At 66.0% G+C, this 23,500-nt stretch carries 24 protein-coding genes; 11 read left to right on the forward strand and 13 right to left on the reverse strand.

The genetic code is table 11. The annotated features are described in order from the left end of the window. Positions 1–7: 7 nt before the first annotated feature. Both LPB260_RS13415 and LPB260_RS13420 read right to left on the reverse strand, forming a co-directional pair. Positions 8–418 carry a PA2817 family protein gene (locus tag LPB260_RS13415; protein ID WP_208709412.1) on the reverse strand — a complete coding sequence of 137 codons (411 nt, stop codon included), beginning with the start codon at positions 416–418 and terminating at the stop codon, positions 8–10. 62 nt (positions 419–480) lie between these two features. Further along, complete coding sequence (locus LPB260_RS13420) at positions 481–2,928, reverse strand: acyl-CoA dehydrogenase (RefSeq protein ID WP_208709414.1); 2,448 nt, start codon at positions 2,926–2,928, stop codon at positions 481–483. Between the two features lie 427 nt (positions 2,929–3,355). Here LPB260_RS13420 and LPB260_RS13425 point away from each other — a divergent pair, with 427 nt between their 5' ends. The 6 genes from LPB260_RS13425 (at position 3,356) to LPB260_RS13450 (ending at position 11,184) form a co-directional block, all read left to right on the forward strand. Next, positions 3,356–4,291, forward strand: coding sequence for an ABC transporter ATP-binding protein (locus LPB260_RS13425; RefSeq protein WP_208709416.1), 936 nt, complete (start codon positions 3,356–3,358; stop codon positions 4,289–4,291). Beyond that, positions 4,288–5,082 carry an ABC transporter permease gene (locus LPB260_RS13430; protein WP_208709418.1) on the forward strand — a complete coding sequence of 265 codons (795 nt, stop codon included), beginning with the start codon at positions 4,288–4,290 and terminating at the stop codon, positions 5,080–5,082. Before LPB260_RS13425 ends, LPB260_RS13430 begins: the two co-directional genes overlap by 4 nt. Positions 5,083–5,166: 84 nt before the next feature. Then, on the forward strand, positions 5,167–6,198 hold the full coding sequence (locus LPB260_RS13435; protein ID WP_208709420.1) for an efflux RND transporter periplasmic adaptor subunit: 1,032 nt from the start codon (positions 5,167–5,169) through the stop codon (positions 6,196–6,198). Next, on the forward strand, positions 6,195–9,257 hold the full coding sequence (locus LPB260_RS13440; RefSeq protein WP_208709422.1) for an efflux RND transporter permease subunit: 3,063 nt from the start codon (positions 6,195–6,197) through the stop codon (positions 9,255–9,257). The genes LPB260_RS13435 and LPB260_RS13440 overlap by 4 nt, the downstream gene beginning before the upstream one ends. A 123-nt stretch (positions 9,258–9,380) precedes the next feature. After that, the gene (locus tag LPB260_RS13445; protein ID WP_208709424.1) at positions 9,381–10,142 is read left to right on the forward strand and encodes an SDR family oxidoreductase; all 762 of its coding nucleotides are present in this window, start codon (positions 9,381–9,383) and stop codon (positions 10,140–10,142) included. Positions 10,143–10,296: 154 nt separating this feature from the next. Continuing rightward, complete coding sequence (locus LPB260_RS13450) at positions 10,297–11,184, forward strand: bile acid:sodium symporter family protein (protein WP_208709426.1); 888 nt, start codon at positions 10,297–10,299, stop codon at positions 11,182–11,184. Between the two features lie 48 nt (positions 11,185–11,232). Here the strand turns inward: LPB260_RS13450 and LPB260_RS13455 are convergent, their stop codons facing one another. The 3 genes from LPB260_RS13455 to LPB260_RS13465 form a co-directional block, all read right to left on the reverse strand. Beyond that, positions 11,233–12,426 (reverse strand): benzoate/H(+) symporter BenE family transporter, encoded by a 1,194-nt coding sequence (locus LPB260_RS13455; RefSeq protein WP_208709428.1) that lies wholly within the window; start codon positions 12,424–12,426, stop codon positions 11,233–11,235. Continuing rightward, positions 12,426–13,040 carry a LysE family translocator gene (locus tag LPB260_RS13460; RefSeq protein WP_208709431.1) on the reverse strand — a complete coding sequence of 205 codons (615 nt, stop codon included), beginning with the start codon at positions 13,038–13,040 and terminating at the stop codon, positions 12,426–12,428. The genes LPB260_RS13455 and LPB260_RS13460 overlap by 1 nt, the downstream gene beginning before the upstream one ends. A gap of 87 nt (positions 13,041–13,127) precedes the next feature. Then, positions 13,128–13,595, reverse strand: a complete 468-nt coding sequence (locus LPB260_RS13465; protein ID WP_208709433.1) for a MarR family winged helix-turn-helix transcriptional regulator — start codon at positions 13,593–13,595, stop codon at positions 13,128–13,130. 82 nt (positions 13,596–13,677) lie between these two features. On the opposite strand from LPB260_RS13465, the gene LPB260_RS13470 reads away from it, so the two are divergent. The 3 genes from LPB260_RS13470 to LPB260_RS13480 all read left to right on the forward strand — a co-directional run bounded on the left by LPB260_RS13470 (position 13,678) and on the right by LPB260_RS13480 (position 16,596). Next, complete coding sequence (locus LPB260_RS13470; protein ID WP_208709435.1) at positions 13,678–14,844, forward strand: PLP-dependent aminotransferase family protein; 1,167 nt, start codon at positions 13,678–13,680, stop codon at positions 14,842–14,844. A 360-nt stretch (positions 14,845–15,204) separates the two neighbouring features. Further along, positions 15,205–15,549: a hypothetical protein gene (locus LPB260_RS13475; RefSeq protein WP_208709437.1), complete on the forward strand. Its 345-nt coding sequence runs from the start codon at positions 15,205–15,207 to the stop codon at positions 15,547–15,549. A 336-nt stretch (positions 15,550–15,885) separates the two neighbouring features. Then, positions 15,886–16,596 (forward strand): transglutaminase-like cysteine peptidase, encoded by a 711-nt coding sequence (locus LPB260_RS13480; protein WP_256625626.1) that lies wholly within the window; start codon positions 15,886–15,888, stop codon positions 16,594–16,596. Between the two features lie 134 nt (positions 16,597–16,730). Here the strand turns inward: LPB260_RS13480 and LPB260_RS13485 are convergent, their stop codons facing one another. Further along, a complete protein-coding gene (locus tag LPB260_RS13485) occupies positions 16,731–17,102 on the reverse strand; it encodes a glutathione S-transferase N-terminal domain-containing protein (RefSeq protein WP_208709439.1) in 372 nt (123 codons plus the stop codon). A 172-nt stretch (positions 17,103–17,274) separates the two neighbouring features. Between LPB260_RS13485 and LPB260_RS13490 the strand changes: the two genes are divergently transcribed. Further along, positions 17,275–17,496 carry a DUF3820 family protein gene (locus tag LPB260_RS13490; protein WP_208709441.1) on the forward strand — a complete coding sequence of 74 codons (222 nt, stop codon included), beginning with the start codon at positions 17,275–17,277 and terminating at the stop codon, positions 17,494–17,496. Between the two features lie 53 nt (positions 17,497–17,549). On the opposite strand, the gene folE is transcribed toward LPB260_RS13490, so the two are convergent. The 5 genes from folE to nhaD form a co-directional block, all read right to left on the reverse strand. Continuing rightward, positions 17,550–18,098, reverse strand: coding sequence for a GTP cyclohydrolase I FolE (gene folE, locus LPB260_RS13495; RefSeq protein ID WP_208709443.1), 549 nt, complete (start codon positions 18,096–18,098; stop codon positions 17,550–17,552). Between the two features lie 82 nt (positions 18,099–18,180). Next, a complete protein-coding gene (locus LPB260_RS13500) occupies positions 18,181–18,738 on the reverse strand; it encodes a Smr/MutS family protein (RefSeq protein WP_208709444.1) in 558 nt (185 codons plus the stop codon). A 58-nt stretch (positions 18,739–18,796) separates the two neighbouring features. Further along, positions 18,797–19,117, reverse strand: a complete 321-nt coding sequence (locus tag LPB260_RS13505) for a hypothetical protein (RefSeq protein ID WP_208709446.1) — start codon at positions 19,115–19,117, stop codon at positions 18,797–18,799. A 140-nt stretch (positions 19,118–19,257) separates the two neighbouring features. After that, entirely contained in the window at positions 19,258–19,854 is a 597-nt protein-coding gene (locus LPB260_RS13510; protein WP_208709448.1) for a cysteine hydrolase family protein, read from the reverse strand. A gap of 157 nt (positions 19,855–20,011) precedes the next feature. Further along, positions 20,012–21,301, reverse strand: coding sequence for a sodium:proton antiporter NhaD (nhaD, locus tag LPB260_RS13515; protein ID WP_371926145.1), 1,290 nt, complete (start codon positions 21,299–21,301; stop codon positions 20,012–20,014). A gap of 176 nt (positions 21,302–21,477) precedes the next feature. Here nhaD and prmB point away from each other — a divergent pair, with 176 nt between their 5' ends. Next, a complete protein-coding gene (gene prmB / locus LPB260_RS13520; protein WP_208709452.1) occupies positions 21,478–22,404 on the forward strand; it encodes a 50S ribosomal protein L3 N(5)-glutamine methyltransferase in 927 nt (308 codons plus the stop codon). Positions 22,405–22,426: 22 nt separating this feature from the next. Here prmB and LPB260_RS13525 read toward each other — a convergent pair whose 3' ends face one another. Together LPB260_RS13525 and LPB260_RS13530 are read right to left on the reverse strand one after the other, a co-directional pair. Further along, a complete protein-coding gene (locus LPB260_RS13525) occupies positions 22,427–22,741 on the reverse strand; it encodes a hypothetical protein (protein WP_208709454.1) in 315 nt (104 codons plus the stop codon). Between the two features lie 32 nt (positions 22,742–22,773). Next, positions 22,774–23,496, reverse strand: a complete 723-nt coding sequence (locus tag LPB260_RS13530; protein WP_208709456.1) for a YafY family protein — start codon at positions 23,494–23,496, stop codon at positions 22,774–22,776. Positions 23,497–23,500: the final 4 nt, after the last annotated feature.

Consider the following 23,500-nt stretch of genomic DNA (forward strand, 5'->3'; position numbering starts at 1 on the left):
CTCGCGCTCAGTGCTTGCTGCTCTGCGGCGGCAGGGCCAGTAGCTGCTTTTCCTGGTTCCAGTCGAAGGGTTCGTCGTTCTGCTCGGCTTCGAAGCGGCGCTCGTCGAGGCGCTGAAACAGTTCGATCTCCTCGTCCGGCATGAAGTGCAGGCAGTCGCCGCCGAAGAACCACAGCAGGTCGCGCGGCACCAGGTGGGCGATCTGCGGGTAGCGGTGGAAGATCTGACTGATCAGGTCCTGGCCGAGGTAGAGGCTGGCTTCCGGGTCTTGCGGCAGTTCCCTGAGCAGTTCATCGAAGCGTTCGAGGAACAGTGCATGGCTGTCGTCGAGAATCTGCTCGGCCTCGCCCAGGGCGACCAGGATGCCGCGCAGGTGTGCGAGCAGGGCGAGATGGTGATCGAGGTAGGCGCTGGCCATCAGGTGGGTCCTATCAGTGAAACGGGCGCGGGAGTATAGAGCTCCCGGCGCCCGCTGTCCCGTCAGCGCACCTTGCCGCGGCTGAGCTTCAGTTCGTCCGCGGCGAAGTCGTCGACATCGATCACCGCCCGCCGCGCGGCTTGCGCCTGTTCCAGTTGCCGCGCCTCCTCGTCGCTCAGCAGGTCGGCACTGCGCGCCGCATCGAACAGGTTCTGTCCGGGGGCCTCGCGCAGCTGTCCGGACTTGAGCGCCCGGTCCAGTTTTTCCTGGGCCGCTCGAGTGCTGTCGCGCAGGTCCATGGCGTGTTGCAGGGCGGCCACCGGGTCCTTCTCGCCCCGCGGCCGGTAGCAGCCTTCGAGCAGCTCCTCCAGGGCCGCATCACCGCTGTTGCGACCGATGATTGCCGCCACCTGCGCATCCAGCTCGTCGCTCGGTCCCTTGTGGCGGCGACCGAAGGGCAGCACCAGGGCGCGCAGGGCATAGCCGAGCAGGCGATTGGGGAAGTTGCCAAGCAGCTCCTCCAGCGCCTGCTCTGCCTGTGCCAGGCATTCCTCCTGGGCCCAGCTCAGCAGGGCGCGCGAGTGTTCCGGGCAGCCCAGGTCGTGGTAGCGCTTGAGCGCCGCCGAGGCCAGGTAGAGGTAGCTGAGCACATCGCCCAGGCGCGCCGAGAGGCGCTCGCGGCGTTTCAATTCGCCGCCCAGCAGCATCATGCTCAGGTCGGCGAGCAGGGCGAAGGCGGCGGCCAGGCGGTTCAAAGCGCGGAAGTACGGCTGGCTGAGGCTGTCGCCGGGCACCTGGCCGAACAGGCCTAGGCTCAGGCTCAGCAGCAGGCTGCTGGCGGCATTGCTGACGGCGAAGCCGATGTGCTGCAGCAGCAACCCATCGAACTCCTCGAGCGCCTCCTCGCTGTCTTCGCGGGTGGCCAGGGCCATTTCCTTGAGCACGTAAGGATGGCAGCGGATCGCCCCCTGGCCGAAGATCATCAGGTTGCGCGAGAGGATGTTGGCGCCTTCCACGGTGATGAAGATCGGCGCGCCTTGCCAGGAGCGCGCCAGGTAGTTGTTCGGCCCCATGATGATGCCCTTGCCGCCGTGGACGTCCATGGCGTGGCGGATGCACTCGCGGCCGCGCTCGGTCAGGTGGTACTTGAGCACCGCCGAGAGCACCGAGGGCTTCTCGCCCAGGTCCACCGCGTTGGCGGTGAGAATGCGGGCGCTGTCCATCAGCCAGGCGTTGCCGGCGATGCGCGCCAGGACCTCCTCGATGCCCTCGAATGCGGCCAGGGGCACGCCGAACTGCTCGCGCAGCTGGCTGTACTGGCCGCTGGTGAGGCTGGTGAACTTGGCCGCGCCGGTACCGACCGCTGGCAGGGAAATGGAGCGGCCCACCGACAGGCAGTTCATCAGCATCATCCAGCCCTTGCCGAGCATTTCCTGGCCGCCGATCAGGTAATCCAGCGGGATGAACACGTCCTTGCCGGAGTTCGGGCCGTTCATGAAGGCGGCGCCGAGGGGCAGGTGGCGGCGGCCGATCTCCACCCCGGGGGTGTCGGTGGGCACCAGGGCCAGGCTGATGCCCAGGTCCTCCTCCTCGCCGAGCAGGTGGTCGGGGTCATAGGCCTTGAAAGCCAGGCCGAGCAGGGTGGCCACCGGCCCCAGGGTGATATAGCGCTTCTCCCAGGTCAGGCGCAGGCCGAGCACCTCCTCGCCGTTCCACTGACCCTTGCAGACGATGCCGCTGTCCGGCATGGCGCCGGCGTCGGAGCCGGCCAGGGGGCCGGTGAGGGCGAAGCAGGGAATGTCCTCGCCGCGGGCCAGGCGCGGCAGGTAGTGCTGGCGCTGTTCGTCGGTGCCGTAGTGCAACAGCAGTTCGGCCGGGCCGAGGGAGTTGGGCACCATGACCGTGGAGGCTAGGTCGCCGCTGCGGGTCGCCAGCTTCATCGCCACCTGGGAGTGGGCATAGGCGGAGAAACCCTTGCCGCCATACTCCTTGGGAATGATCAGGGCGAAGAATCCGTGCTGTTTGATGTGCTCCCAGGCCTTGGGCGGCAGGTCCATCTGCTGGCCGATCTCCCAGTCGCTGACCATGGCGCACAGCTCCTCGGTGGGGCCGTCGAGGAAGGCCTGCTCTTCCTCGCTGAGCCTGGCCTTGGGGTAGTCGAGCAGCTTGTTCCAGTCCGGGCGGCCGCTGAACAGCTCGCCGTCCCACCAGACGCTGCCGGCCTCGATGGCCTCGCGCTCGGTGTCCGACATGGGCGGCAATACCCGCTGGAACCAGGCGAACAGCGGCGCGCTGAGCCACTGGCGGCGTTGCTCCGCGAACAGCAGCGGCAGCAGGATGGCCAGCCACAGCAGCCAGAACAGCGCCAGCAGCCAGCCTGGCGTGCGGCTGAAGGCGCCCATGGCGAGCAGGTAGCCGGCCGCAATGGCCAGCGCGGGGAGAGGCGCGGTGCGGCGGTGGGCCAGATAGGCCACGCCGAACACCAGTACGAGCAACCAGACGACGAGCATGCAGAATCCTCCATGACCAGGGGGCGGGATTGATAGGGTGAGCTTAGCCGGCATCGGCGCGGGCGGTGACTGGGCTGGCGCGCTCGAGGGAGTCACAGGCCTGGCGCCAGCCGCGCACTGGCTATCATCGATGAGAGACCGGCAGCGCGGCCACGAGTTCGCCCGGAGGCGGGCAATCCATAAAGCGGATTGATAGCTAACATCAGAAATCGTGTCTTTCTTATTGATTTCAGGGTGGTAGGGTGCAGGGCTCGCGGCTTGCGCGGACCCTGGTTCGTAGTCGAGCCCGTGCAGTTCATCGCCTGCGTGTGGGCGCTCGATCGACCTTTTCGGTGCCGCGATGGCCTGGGCAACCTCGGCCGGGTGGTTGCAAATGCCCGCGTTAACCCCTATCTAAGCAATCCTCTTCATTGTGTGCGTGCCCCTCATGACTACTGCTCTGTCCATCCGGCAGCTGACCAAGACCTACGGCAATGGCTTCCAGGCCCTGCATGGCATCGACCTGGATGTGGCCGAAGGCGACTTCTTCGCCTTGCTCGGCCCCAATGGCGCCGGCAAGTCCACCACCATTGGCATCCTCTCGACCCTGGTCAACAAGAGCGGCGGTACGGTGAACGTGTTCGGCCATGACCTGGACCAGCAGCCGGCGGCGCTCAAGCGCTGCCTCGGCGTGGTGCCCCAGGAGTTCAACTTCAACCAGTTCGAGAAGGTCTTCGACATCGTCGTCACCCAGGCGGGCTACTACGGCATCCCGGCGAAGATCGCCAAGGAACGCGCCGAGCAGTACCTCAAGCAGCTGGGCCTGTGGGACAAGCGCAACGTCGCCTCGCGCGAGCTGTCCGGCGGCATGAAGCGCCGCCTGATGATCGCCCGCGCCCTGGTCCATCAGCCGCGCCTGCTGATCCTCGACGAGCCGACCGCCGGGGTGGACATCGAGTTGCGCCGTTCGATGTGGAACTTCCTCACCGAACTCAACCGCCAGGGCATCACCATCATCCTCACCACCCACTACCTGGAGGAGGCCGAGCAGCTGTGCCGCAACATCGGCATCATCGATCACGGCCGCATCGTCGAGAACACCAGCATGAAGGACCTGCTGAAGAAGCTGCACGTGGAGACCTTCCTGCTCGACCTCAAGGAGTCCCAGCTGGTGCCGCCGCAGCTGGTGGGCTATCCGGCGCAGCTGGTCGACCATCACACCCTGGAGGTGCAGGTGGACAAGAGTCAGGGGGTAACCGAGCTGTTCCGCCAGCTGGCCCAGCAGCGTATCGAGGTGCTCAGCCTGCGCAACAAGACCAATCGCCTGGAGGAGCTGTTCGTCTCCCTGGTGGAGAAGAACCTGGCCAAGGAGCCGGCGCTATGAACACCGCTTACCTCAACAGCGAGCTGGCCGCCAACCTGGTGGCCCTGCGCACCATCGTCTACCGCGAGATCCGCCGCTTCACCCGCATCTGGCCGCAGACCCTGCTGCCGCCGGCGATCACCATGGTCCTGTACTTCGTCATCTTCGGTAACCTGATCGGCCGGCAGATCGGCGACATGGGCGGCTTCAGCTACATGGAGTACATCGTGCCGGGGCTGATCATGATGTCGGTGATCACCAACTCCTACGGCAACGTGGTGTCGAGCTTCTTCGGCAGCAAGTTCCAGCGCAACATCGAGGAATTGCTGGTGTCGCCGGTGTCGCCGCACATCATCCTCATCGGCTTCGTGGTCGGCGGCGTGCTGCGCGGCCTGCTGGTCGGCCTGATCGTCACCCTGCTGTCGCTGTTCTTCACCAAGCTTTCGGTGCATCACCTGGGGCTGACGGTGCTGGTGGTGCTGATGACCGCGACCATCTTTTCCATGGGCGGCTTCGTCAACGCCGTGTTCGCCCGCAGCTTCGACGACATCTCGATCATCCCGACCTTCGTGCTGACGCCGCTGACCTACCTGGGCGGGGTGTTCTACTCGATCGCCCTGTTGCCGCCGTTCTGGCAGACGGTGTCGCTGGCCAACCCGATCCTGCACATGGTCAACGCCTTCCGCTACGGCATTCTCGGTGTCTCGGACATCGGCATCGGCGTGGCCATCGGCTTCATGCTGCTGGCCACGGTGGTGCTCTATACGGTGTGCATCCGTCTGCTGGTTGGCGGTCGCGGCATGCGTCAGTAGGCGCTAGATTCACCTCGGCGCGGCGTAACGCTGGCGCGCCAGGCGGGCGGCTAGACTTAGCTCTTCAGGAGTCAGGGGGCCGCCATGCCAGCCCATGTGCGTCGCTACGCCGTTGCCATCGCCCTGTCGCTGGTCGGCGCGTTCAGTCAGGCCGACGAAGGCCAGGGCCCCCTGGTCGAGGTGGTGCGCCCCGAGCGCACCCTGGTGCGCGACGAACTGGTCACCTTCGGCAGCCTGCGCTCCGACGAGTCGGTGATGATCCGCCCGGAGATCGAAGGGCGTCTGGCCCGCCTGCATTTTGCCGAGGGCCAGGCGGTGGCGGCCGGCGACCTGCTGGTCAGCCTGGACGATGCCATCGCCCGCGCCGAACTGGCCCTGGCCCGGGCCAATCTGGACCTGGCGGAGAAGAGCTTTCGGCGCCTCCAGCAGCTGTTCCAGCGCGGTGCCAGCAATGCCCAGGCCCGCGACGAGGCGCAGGCACGCCAGCAGGCGGCGCGGGCCGGCCTGGCCCTGGCCCAGGCGCGCCTGCACAAGACCCGGCTTCGCGCGCCCTACGATGGCGTTCTCGGCCTGCGCCAGGTCAGCCCCGGTGACTACCTCGAAGCCGGCCAGGACATCGTCAACCTGGAGGTGCTCGACCCGCTCAAACTGGATTTTCGCGTGCCGCAGAAGGCGGTCGGCAAGATCCATCCCGGCCAGGCGGTGGAGATCCGCCTCGATGCCTTCGCCGACGAGCTGTTCCACGGCACGATCAGCGCCATCAATCCGCAGCTGGACGAGGCCGGGCGCAGCCAGGCGATCCGCGCGCGCCTGAGCAACCCCGGGCTGCGCCTCAAGCCCGGGCAGTTCGTGCGGGTCACGGTGATCCTCGCCGAACGCCCGCAGGCCCTGGTGATTCCGGAGGAGGCGGTGATGCCCCTGGGCGAGCGGCTGCTGGTCAACCTGGTGGTGGACGGCAAGGTCGAGCAGCGCGAAATCAGGCTCGGGCGGCGCCTGGGCGGGCGCGTCGAGGTGCGCGAGGGGCTGAATGGCGATGAAACCCTGATCAGCGCCGGCTGGCACAAGGTCAGGCCGGGCATGGCGGTGCGCACCCGCGTCGCCGGGGAGGGCGCGTGAGCCTCCCGGAGCTGTGCATCCGCCGTCCGGTGCTGGCCTGCGTGCTGTCCCTGGTGCTGGTGCTGCTCGGGCTGATGGGCTATCAGCGCCTGACGGTGCGCGAGTACCCGAACATCGACGTGCCGATCGTCACCGTCAGCGTCGGCTATCCGGGGGCCAGCCCGCAGATCATGGAGTCCCAGGTGGCGCAGCCGATCGAGGATGTGCTGTCGGGCATCGAGGGGCTGGACTTCGTCAGCTCGGTCAGCCGCACGGAAAACACCCAGATCACCGCGCGGTTCCGCCTCGGTAGCGACGCCGACGTGGCGGCCAATGACGTGCGCGACCGCCTCGGCCGGGTGCGCGGGCTGCTGCCGGACGAGATCGACGAACCGGTGGTGCAGAAGGTCGAGGCCGATGCGCAGCCGGTGATGTTCCTGGCCTTCTACAGCGAGCGCCATTCGCCGATGGCCATCACCGACCTGCTCGAACGCCTGGTCAAGGATCGCCTGCAGGTCATTCCCGGGGTCTCCGAGGTGCAGATCCGCGGCGCACGCAGCCCGGCCATGCGCATCTGGCTGGACCCGGAGCGCCTGGCCGCCCATGGCCTGACGGTGCAGGACGTGGAGGATGCCCTGCGCCGGCAGAACGTGGAGATTCCCGCCGGGCGCATCGAGTCGCGCCAGCGCGAGTTCAACCTGCTGTCGGAGACCGACCTGCGCAGCGCCGAGGCGTTCGAGCAGCTGATCCTCGACGATTCGCGCGGCTACCTGCTGCGCCTGGCCGACGTCGGTCGCGCCGAGATCGGTCCGGCCAGTACCCGCAGCGTGGTGCGCTTCAACGGCCAGCCGGCGGTGGTGATCGGCATGGTCAAGCAGGCCACGGCCAATCCGCTGGACATCTCCGACGGGGTCCAGGCGGCGCTGGCGGACGTGCGCGCGCTGCTGCCCGAGGGCATGCAGATGGCGGTGGCCCACGACAGCTCGCTGTTCATCCGCGAGTCGATCGACAACGTCTACACCACCATCTGGGAAGCGGTGGCGCTGGTCATCCTGATCATCTTCCTGTTCCTCCGCTCGCTGCGCGCCACCCTGATCCCGCTGGTGACCATCCCGGTGTCGCTGATCGGCGCCTTCGCCCTGATGGCGCTGATGGGCTTTTCCATCAACACCTTGACCCTGTTGGCCATGGTCCTGGCCATCGGCCTGGTGGTGGACGACGCCATCGTCATGCTGGAGAACATCCATCGCCACCTGGAACGAGGGCTGTCGCCGCTGCAGGCAGCCTTCAAGGGCAGCCGCGAGATCGCCTTCGCGGTCATCGCCATGACCCTGACCCTGGCCGCGGTCTATGCGCCGATCGGCTTCATGCCCGGCACCACCGGCAAGCTGTTCACCGAGTTCGCCTGGACCCTGGCCGGCGCGGTGATCGTCTCCGGCTTCGTCGCCCTCAGCCTGTCGCCGATGATGTGCGCGCGCCTGCTGCCGCCGCATCGGCCGAACGCACGGCATAACCGTGCCTACAACCTGATCGAGGACGGGCTGCATGGGCTGAGCCTGGGTTACCAGCGCCTGCTGGCGCACGCGCTGGAGCGCTGGTGGCTGGTCCTGGCGCTGCTCGCGGCGGTGCTGCTGACCTGTTTCTGGCTGTTCGCCGGGCTCAGGTCGGAGCTGGCGCCGACCGAGGACACCGGCACCATCATCGGGGTATTCAGCGCCCCGGAAGGCGCCACCATCGACTACACCAGCCGCTATGCGCGGCAGATCGAGGCGGTGTACGACGGCATCGCCGAGACCAATCGCTACGTGGTGATCACCGGCTTTCCCACCGTGACCCAGGGCATCTCCTTCATGAAACTGGAGGACTGGGACCAGCGCCAGCGCAGCCAGTTCGCCATTCGCCAGGAGTTGCTGCCCAGGCTGCAGGAGATTCCCGGCATCCGCGCCTTTCCGGTCAATCGTCCGCCGCTGGGGCAGAGCGTGCGCAGCCAGCCGGTCAATCTGGTGATCCGCTCGTCCCTGGAGTTCGCCGAGCTGGAGGGCTACGTCGAGGCGCTGCTGGAGCGGCTGCGCGACTACCCGGGGCTGGAGAGCCTGGATAGCGACCTCAAGCTCAACACGCCGCAGCTCAAGGTGTCGGTCAACCGCGAGCAGGCGGTGGCGGTGGGCAGCGATGTGGCGACCATCGGCCGCAGCCTGGAGAGCCTGTTCGGCAGCCGCCAGGTGACCCGCTTCAAGCGCCTCGGCGAGCAGTACGAGGTGCTGGTGCAACTGGCCGATGTCGACCGCAGCAATCCCGCCGACCTCGACCGCGTCTACGTGCGTGGGCGCGACGGCGGCATGGTGCAGCTGTCCAACCTGATCGAGGTGCGCGAGAGCGTGGCGCCGCGCGAACTCAACCACTTCAACCAGCTGCGCGCGGCGACCCTGAGCGCCAACGTCGGTGCCGGGAATACCCTCGGCGAGGCCCTCGAACACCTGGAGGGCGAGGCCCGCGAGCTGTTCCCGGACGGCACCCTGTTCGACTACGCCGGCACCTCGCGCGAATTCAAGGAGGCCAGCGCCGGCATCGGGTTGATCTTCGCCCTGGCCCTGGCGTTCATCTACCTGGTGCTGGCGGCGCAGTTCGAGAGCTTCATCGACCCGCTGATCATCCTGTTCAGCGTGCCGCTGTCGATGGCCGGCGCCCTGCTGGCCCTGTACCTGTTCGGCGGCACCCTGAACATCTACTCCCAGGTCGGCCTGGTGACCCTGGTCGGCCTGATCACCAAGCACGGCATCCTCATCGTCGAGTTCGCCAACCAGTTGCTGCGCCGCGGCGAGGTGCTGCGCGAGGCGGTGCTGCACGCCGCACAGCAACGCCTGCGGCCGATCCTGATGACCACCGGGGCGATGGTCCTCGGCTCGCTGCCCCTGGCCCTGGCCGGCGGCGCCGGCGCCGAGAGCCGCCAGCAGATCGGCCTGGTGATAGTCGGCGGGCTGCTGCTCGGCACCTTCTTCACCCTGCTGGTGATTCCTACCCTGTATCTGCTGCTGCGGCGCTGGCGGCCGCTCATGCAGGACGCGGCGGAGTCGGCCTGAGCGGCCGCTGTCTGCATCCATCGCCTGGATAGGGCGGCAACCGCTGTCTTGATAGTGCTGCCGCCGGGTGCGTCTCTCTGACTAGACTCGAGCCTGACTTTTCCGTCTCGTGAGGACACACAGATGAGCTTGAGCTTTTCCGGCCAGGTTGCCCTGGTCACCGGCGCCGCCGCCGGCATAGGTCGCGCCACCGCCCTGGCATTCGCCAGCGAGGGCCTCAAGGTGGTGGTTTCCGACGTCGATGTGGCGGGCGGCGAGGGCACCGTCGAGCTGATCCGCGCGTCCGGCGGCGACGCCAGCTTCAGCCGCTGCGACGTGACCCGCGACGCCGAGGTGCAGGCGCTGATGGCCTTCACCCTGGAGACCTACGGGCGCCTGGACTACGCCTTCAACAACGCCGGCATCGAGATCGAGAAGGGCAAGCTGGCCGATGGCAGCGAAGCCGAGTTCGACGCCATCATGGGGGTCAACGTCAAGGGCGTGTGGCTGTGCATGAAACACCAGATCCCGCTGCTGCTGGCTCAGGGCGGCGGGGCCATCGTCAACACCGCCTCGGTCGCCGGCCTCGGCGCGGCGCCGAAGATGAGCATCTACTCGGCGTCCAAGCATGCGGTGATCGGCCTGAGCAAGTCGGCGGCGATCGAGTACGCGCGCAAGAACATCCGGGTCAACGCGGTGTGTCCGGCGGTGATCGACACCGACATGTTCCGCCGCGCCTACGAGGCCGATCCGAAGAAGGGCGAGTTCGCCGCCGCCATGCATCCGGTCGGGCGTATCGGCCGGGTCGAGGAGGTGGCCTGTGCGGTGCTCTACCTGTGCAGCGATCATGCGGCCTTCACCACCGGCCAGGCGCTGGCGGTGGATGGTGGTGCCACGGCGATCTGAGTCCTGCCTGGCTGGCTCGCTAAAAGGCGCCGGAGCCGGCGCCTTTTCCCTCGTTGCGATAGCTGGCCGCTGCTTTGGCCGGTAAAGTCACTGCGCAACACGGCGCTGTCTGGCCAGAATCGCCCATCGAGTTTCCACTCCAGGAAGAGTACCCATGACTGCAGACCCCTTATTGACGCTGTTCCTGCCTGTTGCCCTGGGCATCATCATGCTCGGCCTGGGCCTGTCGCTGAGCGTCGCCGATTTCGCCCGGGTGGTGAAATTTCCCAAGCCGGTGCTGATCGGCCTGGGCTGCCAGCTGCTGGTGCTGCCGCTGCTGTGCTTCGGCCTGACCAAGCTCTTCGGCCTGGCGCCGGCGCTGGCGGTGGGCCTGATGCTGCTGGCCGCCTCGCCCGGTGGCACCACGGCCAACCTCTACAGCCATCTGGCCCACGGCGATGTGGCGCTGAACATCACCCTGACCGCGGTCAACTCGGTGATCGCCATCCTGACCATGCCGCTGATCGTCAATCTGGCGCTGCTGCACTTCATGGCCGCCGACCAGGCCATTCCCTTGCAGTTCGGCAAGGTGTTGCAGGTGTTCGTCATCGTCCTCGGCCCGGTGGCCATCGGCATGTGGCTGCGCAGCCGCTTCGCCGGTTTCGCCGAGCGCATGCAGAAGCCGGTGAAGATCGCCTCGGCGCTGTTCCTGTTGCTGATCATCCTCCTGGCCCTGGTCAAGGACTGGCAGACCTTCGTCGACTACGCGCCACTGGTGGGCGGTGCGGCGCTGGCCTTCAACCTGCTTAGCCTGGCGGTCGGCTACTGGGTGCCGCGCCTGTTCAAGCTGAGCCTGCCCCAGGCCATCGCCATCGGCATGGAGATCGGCATCCACAACGGCACCCTGGCCATCGCCCTGGCCCTGAGCCCGGTGCTGCTGAACAACTCGACCATGGCCATGCCGGCGGCGATCTACAGCATCATCATGTTCTTCACTGCGGCGCTGTTCGGTTGGTGGGTCAGCCGGGTCCATGGCCGGGAACTGACTGCCGAAGCCGCCTGAGCGGACACGCAGGAAAAAGGCGCCGGGAGGCGCCTTCTTTTTTGTCGCTCAGGCCTTGCGCCAGTTGAGGATGAACAGGCATAGCAGGCCGGCGACTATGCCCCAGAAGGCCGAGCCGATGGACAGTAGGGTCATGCCCGAGGCGGTGACCAGGAAGGTGATCAGCGCCGCTTCGCGCTCCTTGGGTTCGCTCATGGCCTGGGTCAGGCCGCCGATGATCGAGGCGAACAGTGCCAGGGCGGCGACCGACAGGATCAGCGCCTTGGGCAGGGCGCTGAACAGCGCCGCCAGGGTGGCGCCGAAGATTCCGGCGATGACGTAGAACACCCCGCACCAGACCGCCGCGGTGTAGCGCTTGGCCGGATCCTCGTGGGCCTCCGGGCCGGCGCAGATGGCCGCGCTGAGCGCCGCCAGGTGGATGCCGTGGGAGCCGAACGGCGCCAGCAGGATCGAGGTCAGGCCGGTGACGTTCAGCAGCGAGGAGGCCGGCACCTGGTGGTAGCCGTTGGCCCGCAGCACGGCCATGCCGGGCAGGTTCTGCGAGGCCATGGCGACGATGAACAGCGGGATGCCGATGCTGATGGCCGCCTCCCAGGAAAAGGCGGGGCTGGTCCATTCGGGCGTGGCCACCTGCAGTTCGAAGTCGGAAAAATCCAGCAGGCCGGACCAGCCGGCTAGCGCGCAGCCGACCAGCAGCGCGGCCAGCACCGCGTAGCGCGGCAGCAGGCGCTTGCCCATCAGGTAGGCCAGCAGCATGGCGATTACCAGGATGGGCTGCTGCTCGGCGGCGCCGCCGATTTCCAGGCCGATCTTGAACAACACTCCGGCCAGCAGGGCGGCGGCGATGGAGGCGGGAATGCGGCGCATGATGCGATCGAAACTGCCGGTCAGGCCAATCAGCACGATGAGCGCCGAGGCGAGGATATAGGCGCCGATCGCCTCGCCGTAGGCTACTCCCGGCAGGCTGCTGATCAGCAGCGCCGCGCCGGGGGTCGACCAGGCGATCATCACCGGCGCACGGTAGCGCAGCGACAGGCCGATGCAGCACAGGCCCATACCCACCGACAGGGCCCAGATCCACGAGGAAATCTGCCCGTCGGACAGCCCGGCGGCCTGGCCGGCCTGGAACATCAGCACCAGGGAACTGGTGTAGCCGGTGAGCATGGCGATGAAGCCGGCGACCACCGCCGAGGTTGAGCTGTCGGCCAGGGGGCGCAGGCGCGCCTGGGTTGCCTCGCTCATCACAGGGCTCCCTTGGCGTCGAGCAGGATAGGGTAGAGCGAGGCGACCAGCAGCAGGGCCATGCCGATATTGAAGCGGCGGAGCACGCGCGGGTCGTTCAGCCAGTTGCGCAGCAGGCTACCGGTCACCGTCCACAGGCCGACGCTGGGGCAGTTGACCAGGGCGAACAGGGCGGCGATCAGCACCACGTTGACCAGGAAGTCCTCCTGCGGGGTGTAGGTGGTGATGGCGCCGATGGCCATCACCCAGGCCTTGGGGTTGACCCACTGGAAGGCCGCTGCCTGGAGGAAGCTGAACGGCTTGGCGCTGCGAGCTCCCTCGCTGTCCGGCGCGCCGGCCTGGGCGATTTTCCAGGCCAGATACAGCAGGTAGGCCGCACCGGCATAGCGCAGGATGCCGTACAGCGCCGGCACCTGCTCGAACAGCTGGCCCAGGCCCAGGCCGACCGCCAGCACCAGGACCATGAAGCCCAGGCTGATGCCGAGCATGTGCGGCACGCTGCGGCGCAGGCCGAAGTTCACCCCGGAGGCCAGCAACATCATGTTGTTCGGCCCGGGGGTAATCGAGGTGACGAAGGCGAAGAGAACGAAGGCGAGCAGCAGTTCGGCGGTCATGGCGGGTACTCGTGGGCAATGACTGCAAGCCTATGCCTCGCCACCCAGGGCGTCGCGGTACAGCAAGCGCTGCGTTGACCGATACAGCTATGGGCTTTCTTGCTCTGGATCGGAACTGACCTGCCGATTGCCGCTCAAGGCCAGGTTGACCCCCAGCCAGCCCCTGACCGCCTCTTCGCCGGCCTCGGCGAAGGCGCGCTGCAGCAGCTTGGCCTGCTCGCGGCGCAGGGCCTGCTCCAGCTTGGCCCCCTCGGCGGTGATGCCGAGCAGGCGCTTGCGCTTGTCGTCCACGGCGGTGACGCTGCTGACCAGGTGCATCTCCTGCAACTGGCGCAGCGGCGTGCTCAGGGCCTGCTTGCTCACGCCCAGATAGCTGAGCAGTTGCTTGACGCTCAGACCCGGGTATTTGGCGATGAAGAACAGGATGCGCTGGTGCACCCTGGAGAGCCCGCGGCGCGCCAGCATCTCGTCGGCCTTGGCGGTGAACGCCTGGTAGCCGAAGAAGAAGGCCTCCATGGCGGCCTGCTGAGTGGTTGGGTTTTTAAGGTCAAGCATATTGACGTATATGTGCGGGGCGTCGTAGTTTCGGTCAAGCAGTTTGACCCAAATTCCTCGACTTAGCACCCCGGTGACACCCATGGCCTTCTCCGAACGCGTTGCCCGCCTGAAAAGCTCCCTGATCCGTGAAATCCTCGCCGCGGCGCAGCGTCCCGAAGTCATGTCGTTCGCCGGCGGCCTGCCCGCCGAGCCCATGCTGCCAAAGGTCGAGTGGGCGGACATGCCGGCGAGCATGGGCCAGTACGGCATGAGCGAGGGCGAGCCGGCCCTGCGCGAGATCATCGCTGCCGAGGCCCGCGCCCTAGGGGTGCCCTGCGAGGCCAGCCAGGTGCTGATCGTCAGCGGCTCGCAGCAGACCCTGGACCTGGCCAGCAAGCTGTTTATCGACCCGGGTACCGAGGTGCTGCTCGAGGCGCCCACCTACCTGGCGGCGCTACAGGCCTTCCAGCTGTTCGGCGCCGACTGCATCGGCGTGCCCCAGGAGGCCGACGGCCCGGAGTTAAGCGCCTTGCGCCAGCGTCTGGAACAGCACAAGCCGGCCTTCGCCTACCTGATCCCGACCTTCCAGAATCCGTCCGGCACGCGCTACAGCGAGGCCAAGCGCGAAGCGGTGGCGGCGCTGCTGGACGAGTTCGGCGTGACCCTGATCGAGGACGAGCCGTATCGCGAGCTGGTGTTCGACGAGGGCCAGGCCAGCCCGATCGTCAGCCGCCTGCAGAAGGCCAGCTGGATCTATACCGGCACCGTATCCAAGACCCTGTTGCCGGGCCTGCGGGTCGGTTACCTGATCGCCACCCCCGACCTGTTCCCCTATCTGCTGCGCCTGAAGCAGTCGGCCGACCTGCACACCAACCGCATCGGCCAGTGGCAGGCCCTGCAGTGGCTGGGCAGCGAGCAGTATCGCGGCCACCTGGCCGAGCTGCGCGATTTCTACCGGATTCGCCGCGACGCCATGCAGGCCTCCTTGCTCGAGCATTTCGCCGATCTGGCCGACTGGGAGATCCCCCAGGGCGGCCTGTTCTTCTGGCTGACCCTCAAGCAGCCGCTGGATACCCGCAGCTTGCTGGGGCCGGCGCTGGAGCAGAATGTCGCCTTCATGCCGGGCGAGCCGTTCTTCATCGAGCCGGACCAGCATCCGGGGCACCTGCGCTTGAACTTCAGTCACGTGGCGCCCGAGCGCCTGGGCGAAGGGCTCAAGCGCCTGGCGGGGGTGATCCGCCAGGCCCTGGCTGACCGGAAAGCCTGATCGCGAGCGGCCGCCCACCTGGCCATCCGGGCCTGGCTGCAGCGAGTTGGCAGTCATCCGTGGCCCGTCACCATGCTTGTCTGGGCTGCGGTTCGTTCAGCCGAGTCTGCCTATGCCCGGGGCGGTCGAGCCTAGAACCAAGTGGCCGCGGTTGAGGTCAACCCTATTAGGCGTCATGCCTTCCGGGCGAGGGGCTGTCAATCGACTGTGCTGTGGCCAGGCACTCTTGTTACCCAGCCCGCCGCCTCATGGCCTTCAGCCATGTACAGGGCCGCCCGTCTGGATGCGCGAAACCTGCGTAACAAACAGCAGGGTCGCTTATCCAATGACTGGGGATCGGGGGAAGAAGAGGATGGCATCATGAAAACCACAATCAGTACCCTGGCGGTAGGCGGTACGATGCTGGTACTCGCCGCTGCTATATCCGGGCAAGCAGTCAGCGCCCCTATGCCGCAGGTCGAAGCGCAGGCTGCCATGTTGTTAGCAGAGAACGGTAGTGCGCGTCTGCTGCAATACCACAGTCAGCGACTCGACGGATTGCAGGGCATGGAAGACGAAAGCGAGCGCTTCGTGCAGATGCTCGAGCGTAAACCTACCGCTGCAGGCCCTGAGTTCGAGAGCGAAGATCGTCAATCCATTACGCAACCCAAGAAGCAATATCGCTCACCCATTCAGCGAGATAGGGATGAGTACGGGTGGCACTAAGTGAAAGCGTTTGCCGTTCCGGGTGCATCAGGGCAATCCTGAGCCCCCGGGAACGGGCATAAAGCTGTCGTTTCGTTCCCGCGAGAAAGCCGTCCCCGTAGCGATCGGGGGCGCGCACTTGTGCGTTTAATAACCAAACAATCTTGATGGAGACTCTGCCGAGACGTTAGTCTGGATTGGCGGGTGGTTTCACCGTGCCTGGGGTGGGTGGTGCGTGAGCGCTGCCAGTCGCCAATGCCGCTTGAGCAGGATTAGCCGCTCGAGCCTTATCCAGTACCTCAACGGAATGATCTACTCGACTGAACCCGGCTTCTGCTGGGTTCGCGGAGATCTAACGTGTTGCTCAGACAGTTTCTGAAATCCAAGTGCGCCAGCGCCGTATGCCGAGGGATGGCGATCACCACCTTCAGCGCGGGCATGGTGTTCGGTGCGTCCGAGGCCAAGGCCAGCTGGAGCTTCGATCAGATCATGCGCAAGGCGGAAAAACGTTACGGCCGCCAGGGGCCGGCGAAAGACCGTCTGCTGTCCTGGAACCAACTGATCGAGGACAGCCGCTATCTTCCCGAGCGACAGAAGCTTGCCGCGGTGAATCAGTATTTCAACCGTGAGCTGCGCTTTATCGACGATGTGGTGTTGTGGAAGCAGAGCGACTACTGGGCCACGCCGATCGAGACCCTGGTGCAGGGGGCGGGCGACTGCGAGGACTTTTCCCTGGCTAAGTATTTCACCCTGCGCAAGCTCGGAGTACCGGAGTCGCGGTTGCGCATCACCTACACCCGCGAACTGACGCGCGGCCAGGCGCACATGGTGCTCAGTTACTACGCGGAACCGGGCGGCGAGCCCCTGATTCTGGATAACCTGACCAACAGCATGCTCCCGGCATCGCAACGACCGGACCTGCTGCTGATGTATGCCTTCGATTCCAATGGCCTCTATCGGGTCGAGAAGGACGGCCTGCGGCGTACCGGCAACACCGAGCGTCTCCCGGGCTGGCAGGCGTTGATGACCAGGATGCGCCAGGAAGGCTTTTCCCTCGAACAGGGCTAGGCGCACGCCGTTTCTCGTTCAGCTACGCAGTTTCCCGCCTTTCAGCTGTGTGCAAAGCACGGCGGCCCGGGTCAGGCCCAGGCCGGCACGGCGATTTGCGGATGTTCGATTGCCGAGACTCGGTCGTTGCCTGGTCAGATATCGGCGAAGCGCTGATTCAGGTAGGCGACGATCGCCTTCGATTCATACAGCCAGGTGCTCTGGCCGTTTTCCTCGATGCGCAGGCAGGGAACCTTGATCTTGCCACCCTGTTCCAGCAGCGCCTGGCGATGCTGCGGGTCATTCTTGGCGTCGCGCAGGCTGACCGGCACGTTCAGCCTGCGCAGGGTGCGTCGGGTCTTCACGCAGAAGGGGCAGGCGTGGAACTGGTACAGCGCCAGGCTGGCGGCGGCCTGCTCGACCGCGGCTTGGGCGGCCGGCGTGCGTTGCTGCTTGCGCGGGCGGCTGATGAAGTCGAGAAAGATGATCAGTTGGCCGAGGCCGATTCTGAGTGCCTTGATAAGCATCGTGCAAAGAACCCTGGGTTGAGAATAGCGGGCGCGCAGCTTACCCGAGTTTGCCGTTTCTGGCCCGGGTGCGCGCCGAATGGCGGCAGGCTGCGCGGGCTTTGGGCATAATTCACGCTCAACCGAATGCCGGCCGGCAATGAATGCTGTGCCTGTCCTGAGTGAGTGCCGAATGAAGCCGCAAGACCTGCGCCTGCTGGTGACCCGTGAAATGCCCTTCGGCAAGTACAAGGGGCGGCTGATCGCCGACCTGCCGGGGCATTACCTCAATTGGTTCGCTCGCGAGGGCTTTCCCGCCGGGGAGATCGGTCGCCTGTTGGCATTGATGCAGGAAATCGACCACAACGGTCTTTCACCCCTGCTGGAACCCCTGCGCCAAAAACCGCGCCGCTAATTCGCGCGCTAAAAAAACCGGCACAGGGCCGGTTCTTTTGTCGCTGCCTTCAATCAGTCCTTGATCAGGCTGAGGAACTCGCTGCGGGTGGCCGCATTCTCGCGGAATTCACCGAGCATCACCGAGGTGATCATCGAGGAGTTCTGCTTCTCCACGCCACGCATCATCATGCACATGTGCTGGGCCTCGATCACCACGGCCACGCCGAGGGCCCCGGTAACTTCCTGGATCGCCTCGGCGATCTGCCGGCTGAGGTTCTCCTGGATCTGCAGGCGACGCGCGAACATGTCGACGATCCGCGCCACCTTGGACAGGCCGAGCACCTTGCCATCGGGGATATAGGCCACATGGGCCTTGCCGATGAACGGCAGCAGGTGGTGTTCGCACAGGGAGTACAGCTCGACGTTCTTCACCAACACCATTTCGCTGTTGTCGGAGCTGAACAGCGCACCGTTGGTGACCTCTTCCAGGGTTTGCTGATAGCCGCGGCAAAGGTACTGCATCGCTTTGGCGGCGCGCTTGGGCGTGTCGAGCAGGCCTTCGCGGGAGGCGTCCTCGCCAAGTTGGCCGAGAATCGCGGTGTAATGCTGTTCCAGGGACATGGATCTACCTGTGGACCTTCAGATGGGGAGCAGGGGCGCAGGGTAGGGCGCGGCAGGCTCGCTGGCAAGGGTGGCACGGCCGCTATTCGTCGCGGCCATCCATCATGGTGCGCTTGAGCATCACATAGACGGCGCCGGTGCCGCCGTGCTTGGCCAGGCAGGAGGTGAAGCCGAGTACCTGCGGGTGCTGGCGCAGCCAGGTGTTTACGTGGCTCTTGATCATCGGCTTGCGGCCATCCATGCGCACCGCCTTGCCGTGGGTGACGCGCACGCAGCGAATTTCCAGCTTGGCGGCTTCGGCGAGAAATTCCCACAGGGTGTCGCGCGCCTTCTCGACGTTCATGCCGTGCAGGTCGAGGCTGCCGTCGAAGCCTATCTGGCCGAGCTTGAGCTTGCGCATCTGGCCTTCCTGGACGCCGTTGGCGGCCCAGTACAGGGGATCTTCGGCCCCCACGTCGATGACGAACTGGTCGGAAAGGCCGTCGACCTTGATCCCGTCGACGCGTTCCGTGGCGGCCTGGCGCAGGGCGTTCAGGCGGGCGCGGTCGGGCTTGGCCTTGCCGGTGTCGGCACGGTCGTGCTTGAGCGGCTTGACGCCGCGCAGCTGGGCTTGGAACAGGGAAAAATCGTCGTCTTGCATCTGGGCCTCCGCGAAGGCCGCTAGTTTAACCAAGCTAGGGCCCGCTGTGCTGCGCCGATCAGCCGCGCTTCTTCATCAGGTGCGGCGCCAGGCTCAGGTCGCTGGGGCGGCGCAGGCGCCGCCGGCACATGCGCCAGACTGCGACGCCGACCCAGAGCAGCAGCAGGCCCAAGCCCAGCAGCAGCGAGGCGGCGGCGGGCGAGTCGTTCAGCGCGCCCAGCGCCGGCGGGCGGCCCAGCAGCGTGGCCGCACCGGCCATCGCCAGCAGTACACCGAAGGCGGCGAACAGCGCGGCCAGCATGGCGGCCAGGCGCAGGCGCCAGTTGCGGTGGCTGCGCGGTCGCAGGTGGCGGGCGTTGAAACCATCGGATAACTTCATCCCGACTTCCTCTGTGGCTATCGGCGGTAGGACCGGCAGGTTACCCCCGGGTTCCGCCGATTGCCGTGCGCGGGTCGGCGGATGGCGCTGTTCGACGCCGCCGCGGGGCCGTGGGGCGCACAGGCCGGGGGGGCGGCGCCTCAGATCAGCGCGCTGGCCTGGGGCACCAGGGCGGCGAAGTTGTCGGCCAGGGCGATCATCTCGATGCGATGCACCTCGGCGGCGGCGATCACCTGGCCGTCCGGGGTCGGCAGGTCGCGGGTGGCGCAGGCGGCGTCGACCAGGGTGCAGCGGTAGCCGTAGTCCTTGGCCGCGCGCACGGTGGTACTGATGCTCGAGTGAGTCATGAAACCGCAGATGATCAGGTCGAGGTGACCCAGCGCCTGCAGGCGCTCATGCAGATCGGTGCCGGCGAAGGCGTTCGGCAGGCGTTTTTCCACCACGGCTTCGCCGGGCAGTGGCACGACCTCCGGCAGATGCTGGCCGCGGGGGCTACGCGGATCGAGCAGGCCGCCGGGAATCCCCAGGTGTTTGACGTGGACGATCGAGGTACCGGCGTCACGTGCCGCCGACAGCAGTTTGGCGATTTCCGCGAGTGCTTCGTCCAGGCCGGGCAGCTGCAGCACGCCGCTGCGGTACTCCTCCTGGGCATCGATGATCACCAGGGTCGAATTGCTCAGATTGGCCGGCGCGTGGGCGCGGCCGGTGAGTTGGAACAGGGTTTGCGGATGAGACATGGCGGAGCTTCCTCGCTGGCGCGGACCACAGGCTTCATTGTCCTCTTCTACGGCGTCGCTGTGAACCTCTGCGCGGGGGCGCAACGAGTCGCCTGGTGGGTGGCGGCGCCCACCCCGGTGGCAATGCCACTAGGGCGGGCGCTTGCGGCCTGCGGCGTCAGTAGAGGCCGAATACCTGGAACTGCAGGTACCAGATGCCCAGCGAACCGAAGAAGTTGACCAGAATGGCCGGCAGGAACTTCAGGTGCACGCCGAAGCTGTAGCTCTTGTCGAGTGACATGGCCATCACCCCGGCGGCCGAACCGACCACGGTCAGCGAGCCGCCGATCCCCACCATCAGCGCGTTGAGCGCCCACTGATCGAGACCCAGCTGCGGATTGGACATCAGCGCCGCCGCTTCCACCGGTACGTTGTCCATCACCCCGGAGGCGACGCCGAGGATCATGTTGACCGCGGTCGGGCTCAGCAGCTCGAACAGCTGCGAGATGTAGGTCAGCCAGCCGACGTGATTCAGGGCCGAGACCGAGGTGATGATGCCGATGAAGAACAGCAGGGCGTTCCATTCCACCTTCTGCAGCTGGTCCTGCCAGGGCAGCTCGATGCCGCGGTGCATCAGCAGCCAGGCATACAGGGCGACCATGCCCAGGGCGATGCCGATGGCGAACTCGATGCTGACCTTGAGCAGGATGTTGCACAGCACCGCGCCGACGATGGACACCAGACCGACCACGGCCAGGCCAGCGCCGCCGGGCTTGAGCGCGGTCTCCGACTGGTCCGCCCGGTGGATCAGGGTTTCACCGTCGAGCTTGCGCAGGTAGAACAGGTGCAGGGTGGCGGCGAACAGCAGCCAGCCGATCAGCGCCGAGGGAATCAGCAGCAGCAGGCCGGCGATGCTGATCTTGCCGGCCAGTACCACCATCAGGCTGGTGGACGTGCCGAGAAACCACACACCGCTGTTGGAGGCGACCACGATATTGCACAGCGCCACATGGGTGTAGCGCTGGTGGACGGAGATGCTCTTGACCGTCTTGCCGAAGATCATCGCCGTGGTGATGTTGTTGAGGAAGGGCGAGAGCAGCGCCGACAGCGCGCCGGTGGCCCAGAACATGCCCCTGGCGCCCAGGCCCTTGCGCATCAGGTAGCCGTTCAGCGCGGTAAACACGTTCCGCTCGTTGAGCAGTTCCACCACCATCCACATGAAGGCCATGAAGGCGATCAGGCCGAACAGCTCCTCCTTGGTCTCGCTCTGGGCGTGGAGGAAATACTGGAAGCCGTTGGGGTCGGTGAGGGCGTAGTGAGCGCCAATTACGATCAAGCCGGACATCATGAACATGGCCGGCTTGAATTTATCCATCTCTAGTTGTGCTTCAAAAATGATAAGCGTCATTCCAATCAGGAATATCGCCAGCACGAGCAAGCCCGTGAGCGAGAAGGGTTCTATGACCATTTAGGGGGAGTCTCGAGGGAAGGGATAGGAAGGGCTAAAAAATCGTTTCAAATTATATCGGTGCGCCCTGGGCTTTGGCAGCGGTACTTGAGGGGCAGTGCGGCGTTTTCGTTCGGCAATGCGTCGCGGCTGAGCCGTTCGGCTAAACTGCACGCTCTTTTTTCCGGAGACAGCCTGTGACCGCCCCTTCGCCCGCCAGCAAAACCCGCCTGCGCACCCTGCGTGATTACATCCGTTGGGCGGTCAGCCGCTTCCATGGCGAAGGGCTGTTTCATGGGCATGGCACTGACAATGCCTGGGACGAGGCGCGCCAGCTGGTGCTGGGGGCCCTGCATCTGCCCTGGGAAATCGCCGACAGCTACCTCGATTGCCGCCTGGAAGACGACGAGCATGCGCTGCTGCATGATCTGCTCGAGCGGCGTATCGGCGAACGCGTGCCGACCGCCTACCTGCTGGGTGAGGCCTGGTTCTGCGGCCTGCCGTTTCTGGTCGACGAGCGCGTGCTGATCCCCCGGTCACCCATTGCCGAGTCGATCGAGCAGCATTTTCAGCCCTGGTTGCCGGCTGAGCCGGCGCGCATCCTCGACTTGTGCACCGGCTCCGGTTGCATCGGCATCGCCTGCGCCTACGAGTTTCCCGAGGCCGAGGTGGTGTTGGCCGACCTGTCCTTCGAGGCGCTCGAGGTGGCCAACCAGAATATCGAGCGGCATGGTCTCGAGGAGCGCGTCTACACGGTGCAGGGCGACGGCTTCGCCGGTCTGCCGGGGCAGCGTTTCGACCTGATCGTTTCCAATCCGCCCTATGTGGACGCCGAGGACTTCGCCGACATGCCGGCCGAATACCAGCACGAGCCGGCGCTGGGCCTGGCCTGCGGCGACGATGGCCTGGACCTGGTGCGGCGCATGCTGGCCGAGGCCGCCGACCACCTGACCGAGCAGGGCCTGTTGATCGTCGAGGTCGGCAACAGCCAGGTGCATGTCGAGGCGCTGTACCCGGAGGTGGACTTCACCTGGCTGGAGTTCGAGCGCGGCGGGCACGGCGTGTTCCTGCTGGCGGCCCGGCAGTGCCGGGAGCATCAGGCACTGTTCCAATCGCGCCTTTAGCACCCGCCGGCTTGCGGCGTTACTACAGACGGCTCCAGAAGGTCAGCTGGGTGGAGTCCTCGGCCAATAGCGCCAGGTAGTCTTCTGCGTGAGGGTTCTGCGCCCACTGTGCACAAATCTCTTCGGCCCTGGCTTGGCTGGTGGCGAACGTGAGGTCGGCATACAGGCCGTCGGCCCCCTTGATCAGTTCGTGATGGACCAGGTCCGGCAGTCCGGCGAAGAAGTCCCGTTCGATCAGCGCGGCGACGCGCAGCAGGGCCTGCTCGCTGGCGCCAGGCTTGAGTTTGAAGTAGGCGATTTCCATACCGCCGAATTGCTGCAGGGGTGAGGCGTGCATGGCAGTGCTCCTGTGGTGGGGGAGGCGCCATCTTAGGGAGCCGCCACTGACAACGTGCTGTCAGTGGTGATTTGCGCGTGCCAATCCTTGCTGCGGCTGCGCAGGTAGTCGGCCAGGTTCACGGCATCGGGCCGCGACGGGGCGCTCGATACGGCGGCTAGCTGCTCGATGCGGTCGAGGCGGAAGTCCCGGTAGGCCGACCGCAAGCAGCACCAGGCGCCGAGGGTCCACTTGCCGCCCCAGTAGAACAGCCCCAGTGGATGCAGGATGCGCCGGGAGCGCTGGCCGGGAAGGGACAGGTAGTCGAGCTCGATCGCCTGGTCCTGCTCGATGGCCTGCCAGAGCCGGTCCCAATGCTGGGTGGGCCGCCCGTGCTGCTGCAATTGGATGACGTGGGCCTTGGCAGCTATGGCATGGCTGCCGCAGGGCAGGGCTGCCTCTATTTTGCTTTGCAGTGAGCGAGCTGCCTGGGCGAACTGCTTGCCGGTCGATGCGTCGACCATGGCAACGGCCAGCAGCAGGGCCTCGAGCTCCGCGCTGCTGAGGTTCAGGGGTGGTAGTTCAAAGTGTTCCTGCAGGCGGTAGCCCAGGCCCGGCTCTCCATAGATGGGAATGCCGCTGAGCGACAGATCGTCGATATAGCGGTAGATGCTGCGCACGGAGACCGACAGCCGGCTGGCCAGGGCCGCAGCGGTGATCGGCTGGTGTACGCGAATGAAGTTGACCAGCTGGAACAGGCGCTCGGCCTTGCGCATCAAT

The organism is Pseudomonas sp. LPB0260 (assembly GCF_013388395.1).

Bases quoted from the DNA above. Each gene is read 5' to 3' on its own strand.
- LPB260_RS13500 (WP_208709444.1), bottom strand. From the start codon at position 18,738: ATGCAAGACGACGATTTTTCCCTGTTCCAAGCCCAGCTGCGCGGCGTC.
- LPB260_RS13505 (WP_208709446.1), bottom strand. From the start codon at position 19,117: ATGAAGTTATCCGATGGTTTCAACGCCCGCCACCTGCGACCGCGCAGC.
- LPB260_RS13445 (WP_208709424.1), top strand. From the start codon at position 9,381: ATGAGCTTGAGCTTTTCCGGCCAGGTTGCCCTGGTCACCGGCGCCGCC.
- LPB260_RS13525 (WP_208709454.1), bottom strand. From the start codon at position 22,741: ATGCACGCCTCACCCCTGCAGCAATTCGGCGGTATGGAAATCGCCTAC.
- LPB260_RS13490 (WP_208709441.1), top strand. From the start codon at position 17,275: ATGAAGCCGCAAGACCTGCGCCTGCTGGTGACCCGTGAAATGCCCTTC.
- LPB260_RS13465 (WP_208709433.1), bottom strand. From the start codon at position 13,595: ATGCTTGACCTTAAAAACCCAACCACTCAGCAGGCCGCCATGGAGGCC.
- LPB260_RS13450 (WP_208709426.1), top strand. From the start codon at position 10,297: ATGACTGCAGACCCCTTATTGACGCTGTTCCTGCCTGTTGCCCTGGGC.
- LPB260_RS13530 (WP_208709456.1), bottom strand. From the start codon at position 23,496: ATGCGCAAGGCCGAGCGCCTGTTCCAGCTGGTCAACTTCATTCGCGTA.
- LPB260_RS13455 (WP_208709428.1), bottom strand. From the start codon at position 12,426: ATGAGCGAGGCAACCCAGGCGCGCCTGCGCCCCCTGGCCGACAGCTCA.
- LPB260_RS13485 (WP_208709439.1), bottom strand. From the start codon at position 17,102: ATGCTTATCAAGGCACTCAGAATCGGCCTCGGCCAACTGATCATCTTT.
- LPB260_RS13420 (WP_208709414.1), bottom strand. From the start codon at position 2,928: ATGCTCGTCGTCTGGTTGCTCGTACTGGTGTTCGGCGTGGCCTATCTG.
- LPB260_RS13470 (WP_208709435.1), top strand. From the start codon at position 13,678: ATGGCCTTCTCCGAACGCGTTGCCCGCCTGAAAAGCTCCCTGATCCGT.
- nhaD (WP_371926145.1), bottom strand. From the start codon at position 21,301: ATGGTCATAGAACCCTTCTCGCTCACGGGCTTGCTCGTGCTGGCGATA.
- LPB260_RS13415 (WP_208709412.1), bottom strand. From the start codon at position 418: ATGGCCAGCGCCTACCTCGATCACCATCTCGCCCTGCTCGCACACCTG.
- folE (WP_208709443.1), bottom strand. From the start codon at position 18,098: ATGTCCCTGGAACAGCATTACACCGCGATTCTCGGCCAACTTGGCGAG.
- LPB260_RS13475 (WP_208709437.1), top strand. From the start codon at position 15,205: ATGAAAACCACAATCAGTACCCTGGCGGTAGGCGGTACGATGCTGGTA.
- LPB260_RS13425 (WP_208709416.1), top strand. From the start codon at position 3,356: ATGACTACTGCTCTGTCCATCCGGCAGCTGACCAAGACCTACGGCAAT.
- LPB260_RS13435 (WP_208709420.1), top strand. From the start codon at position 5,167: ATGCCAGCCCATGTGCGTCGCTACGCCGTTGCCATCGCCCTGTCGCTG.
- LPB260_RS13460 (WP_208709431.1), bottom strand. From the start codon at position 13,040: ATGACCGCCGAACTGCTGCTCGCCTTCGTTCTCTTCGCCTTCGTCACC.
- LPB260_RS13510 (WP_208709448.1), bottom strand. From the start codon at position 19,854: ATGTCTCATCCGCAAACCCTGTTCCAACTCACCGGCCGCGCCCACGCG.
- LPB260_RS13430 (WP_208709418.1), top strand. From the start codon at position 4,288: ATGAACACCGCTTACCTCAACAGCGAGCTGGCCGCCAACCTGGTGGCC.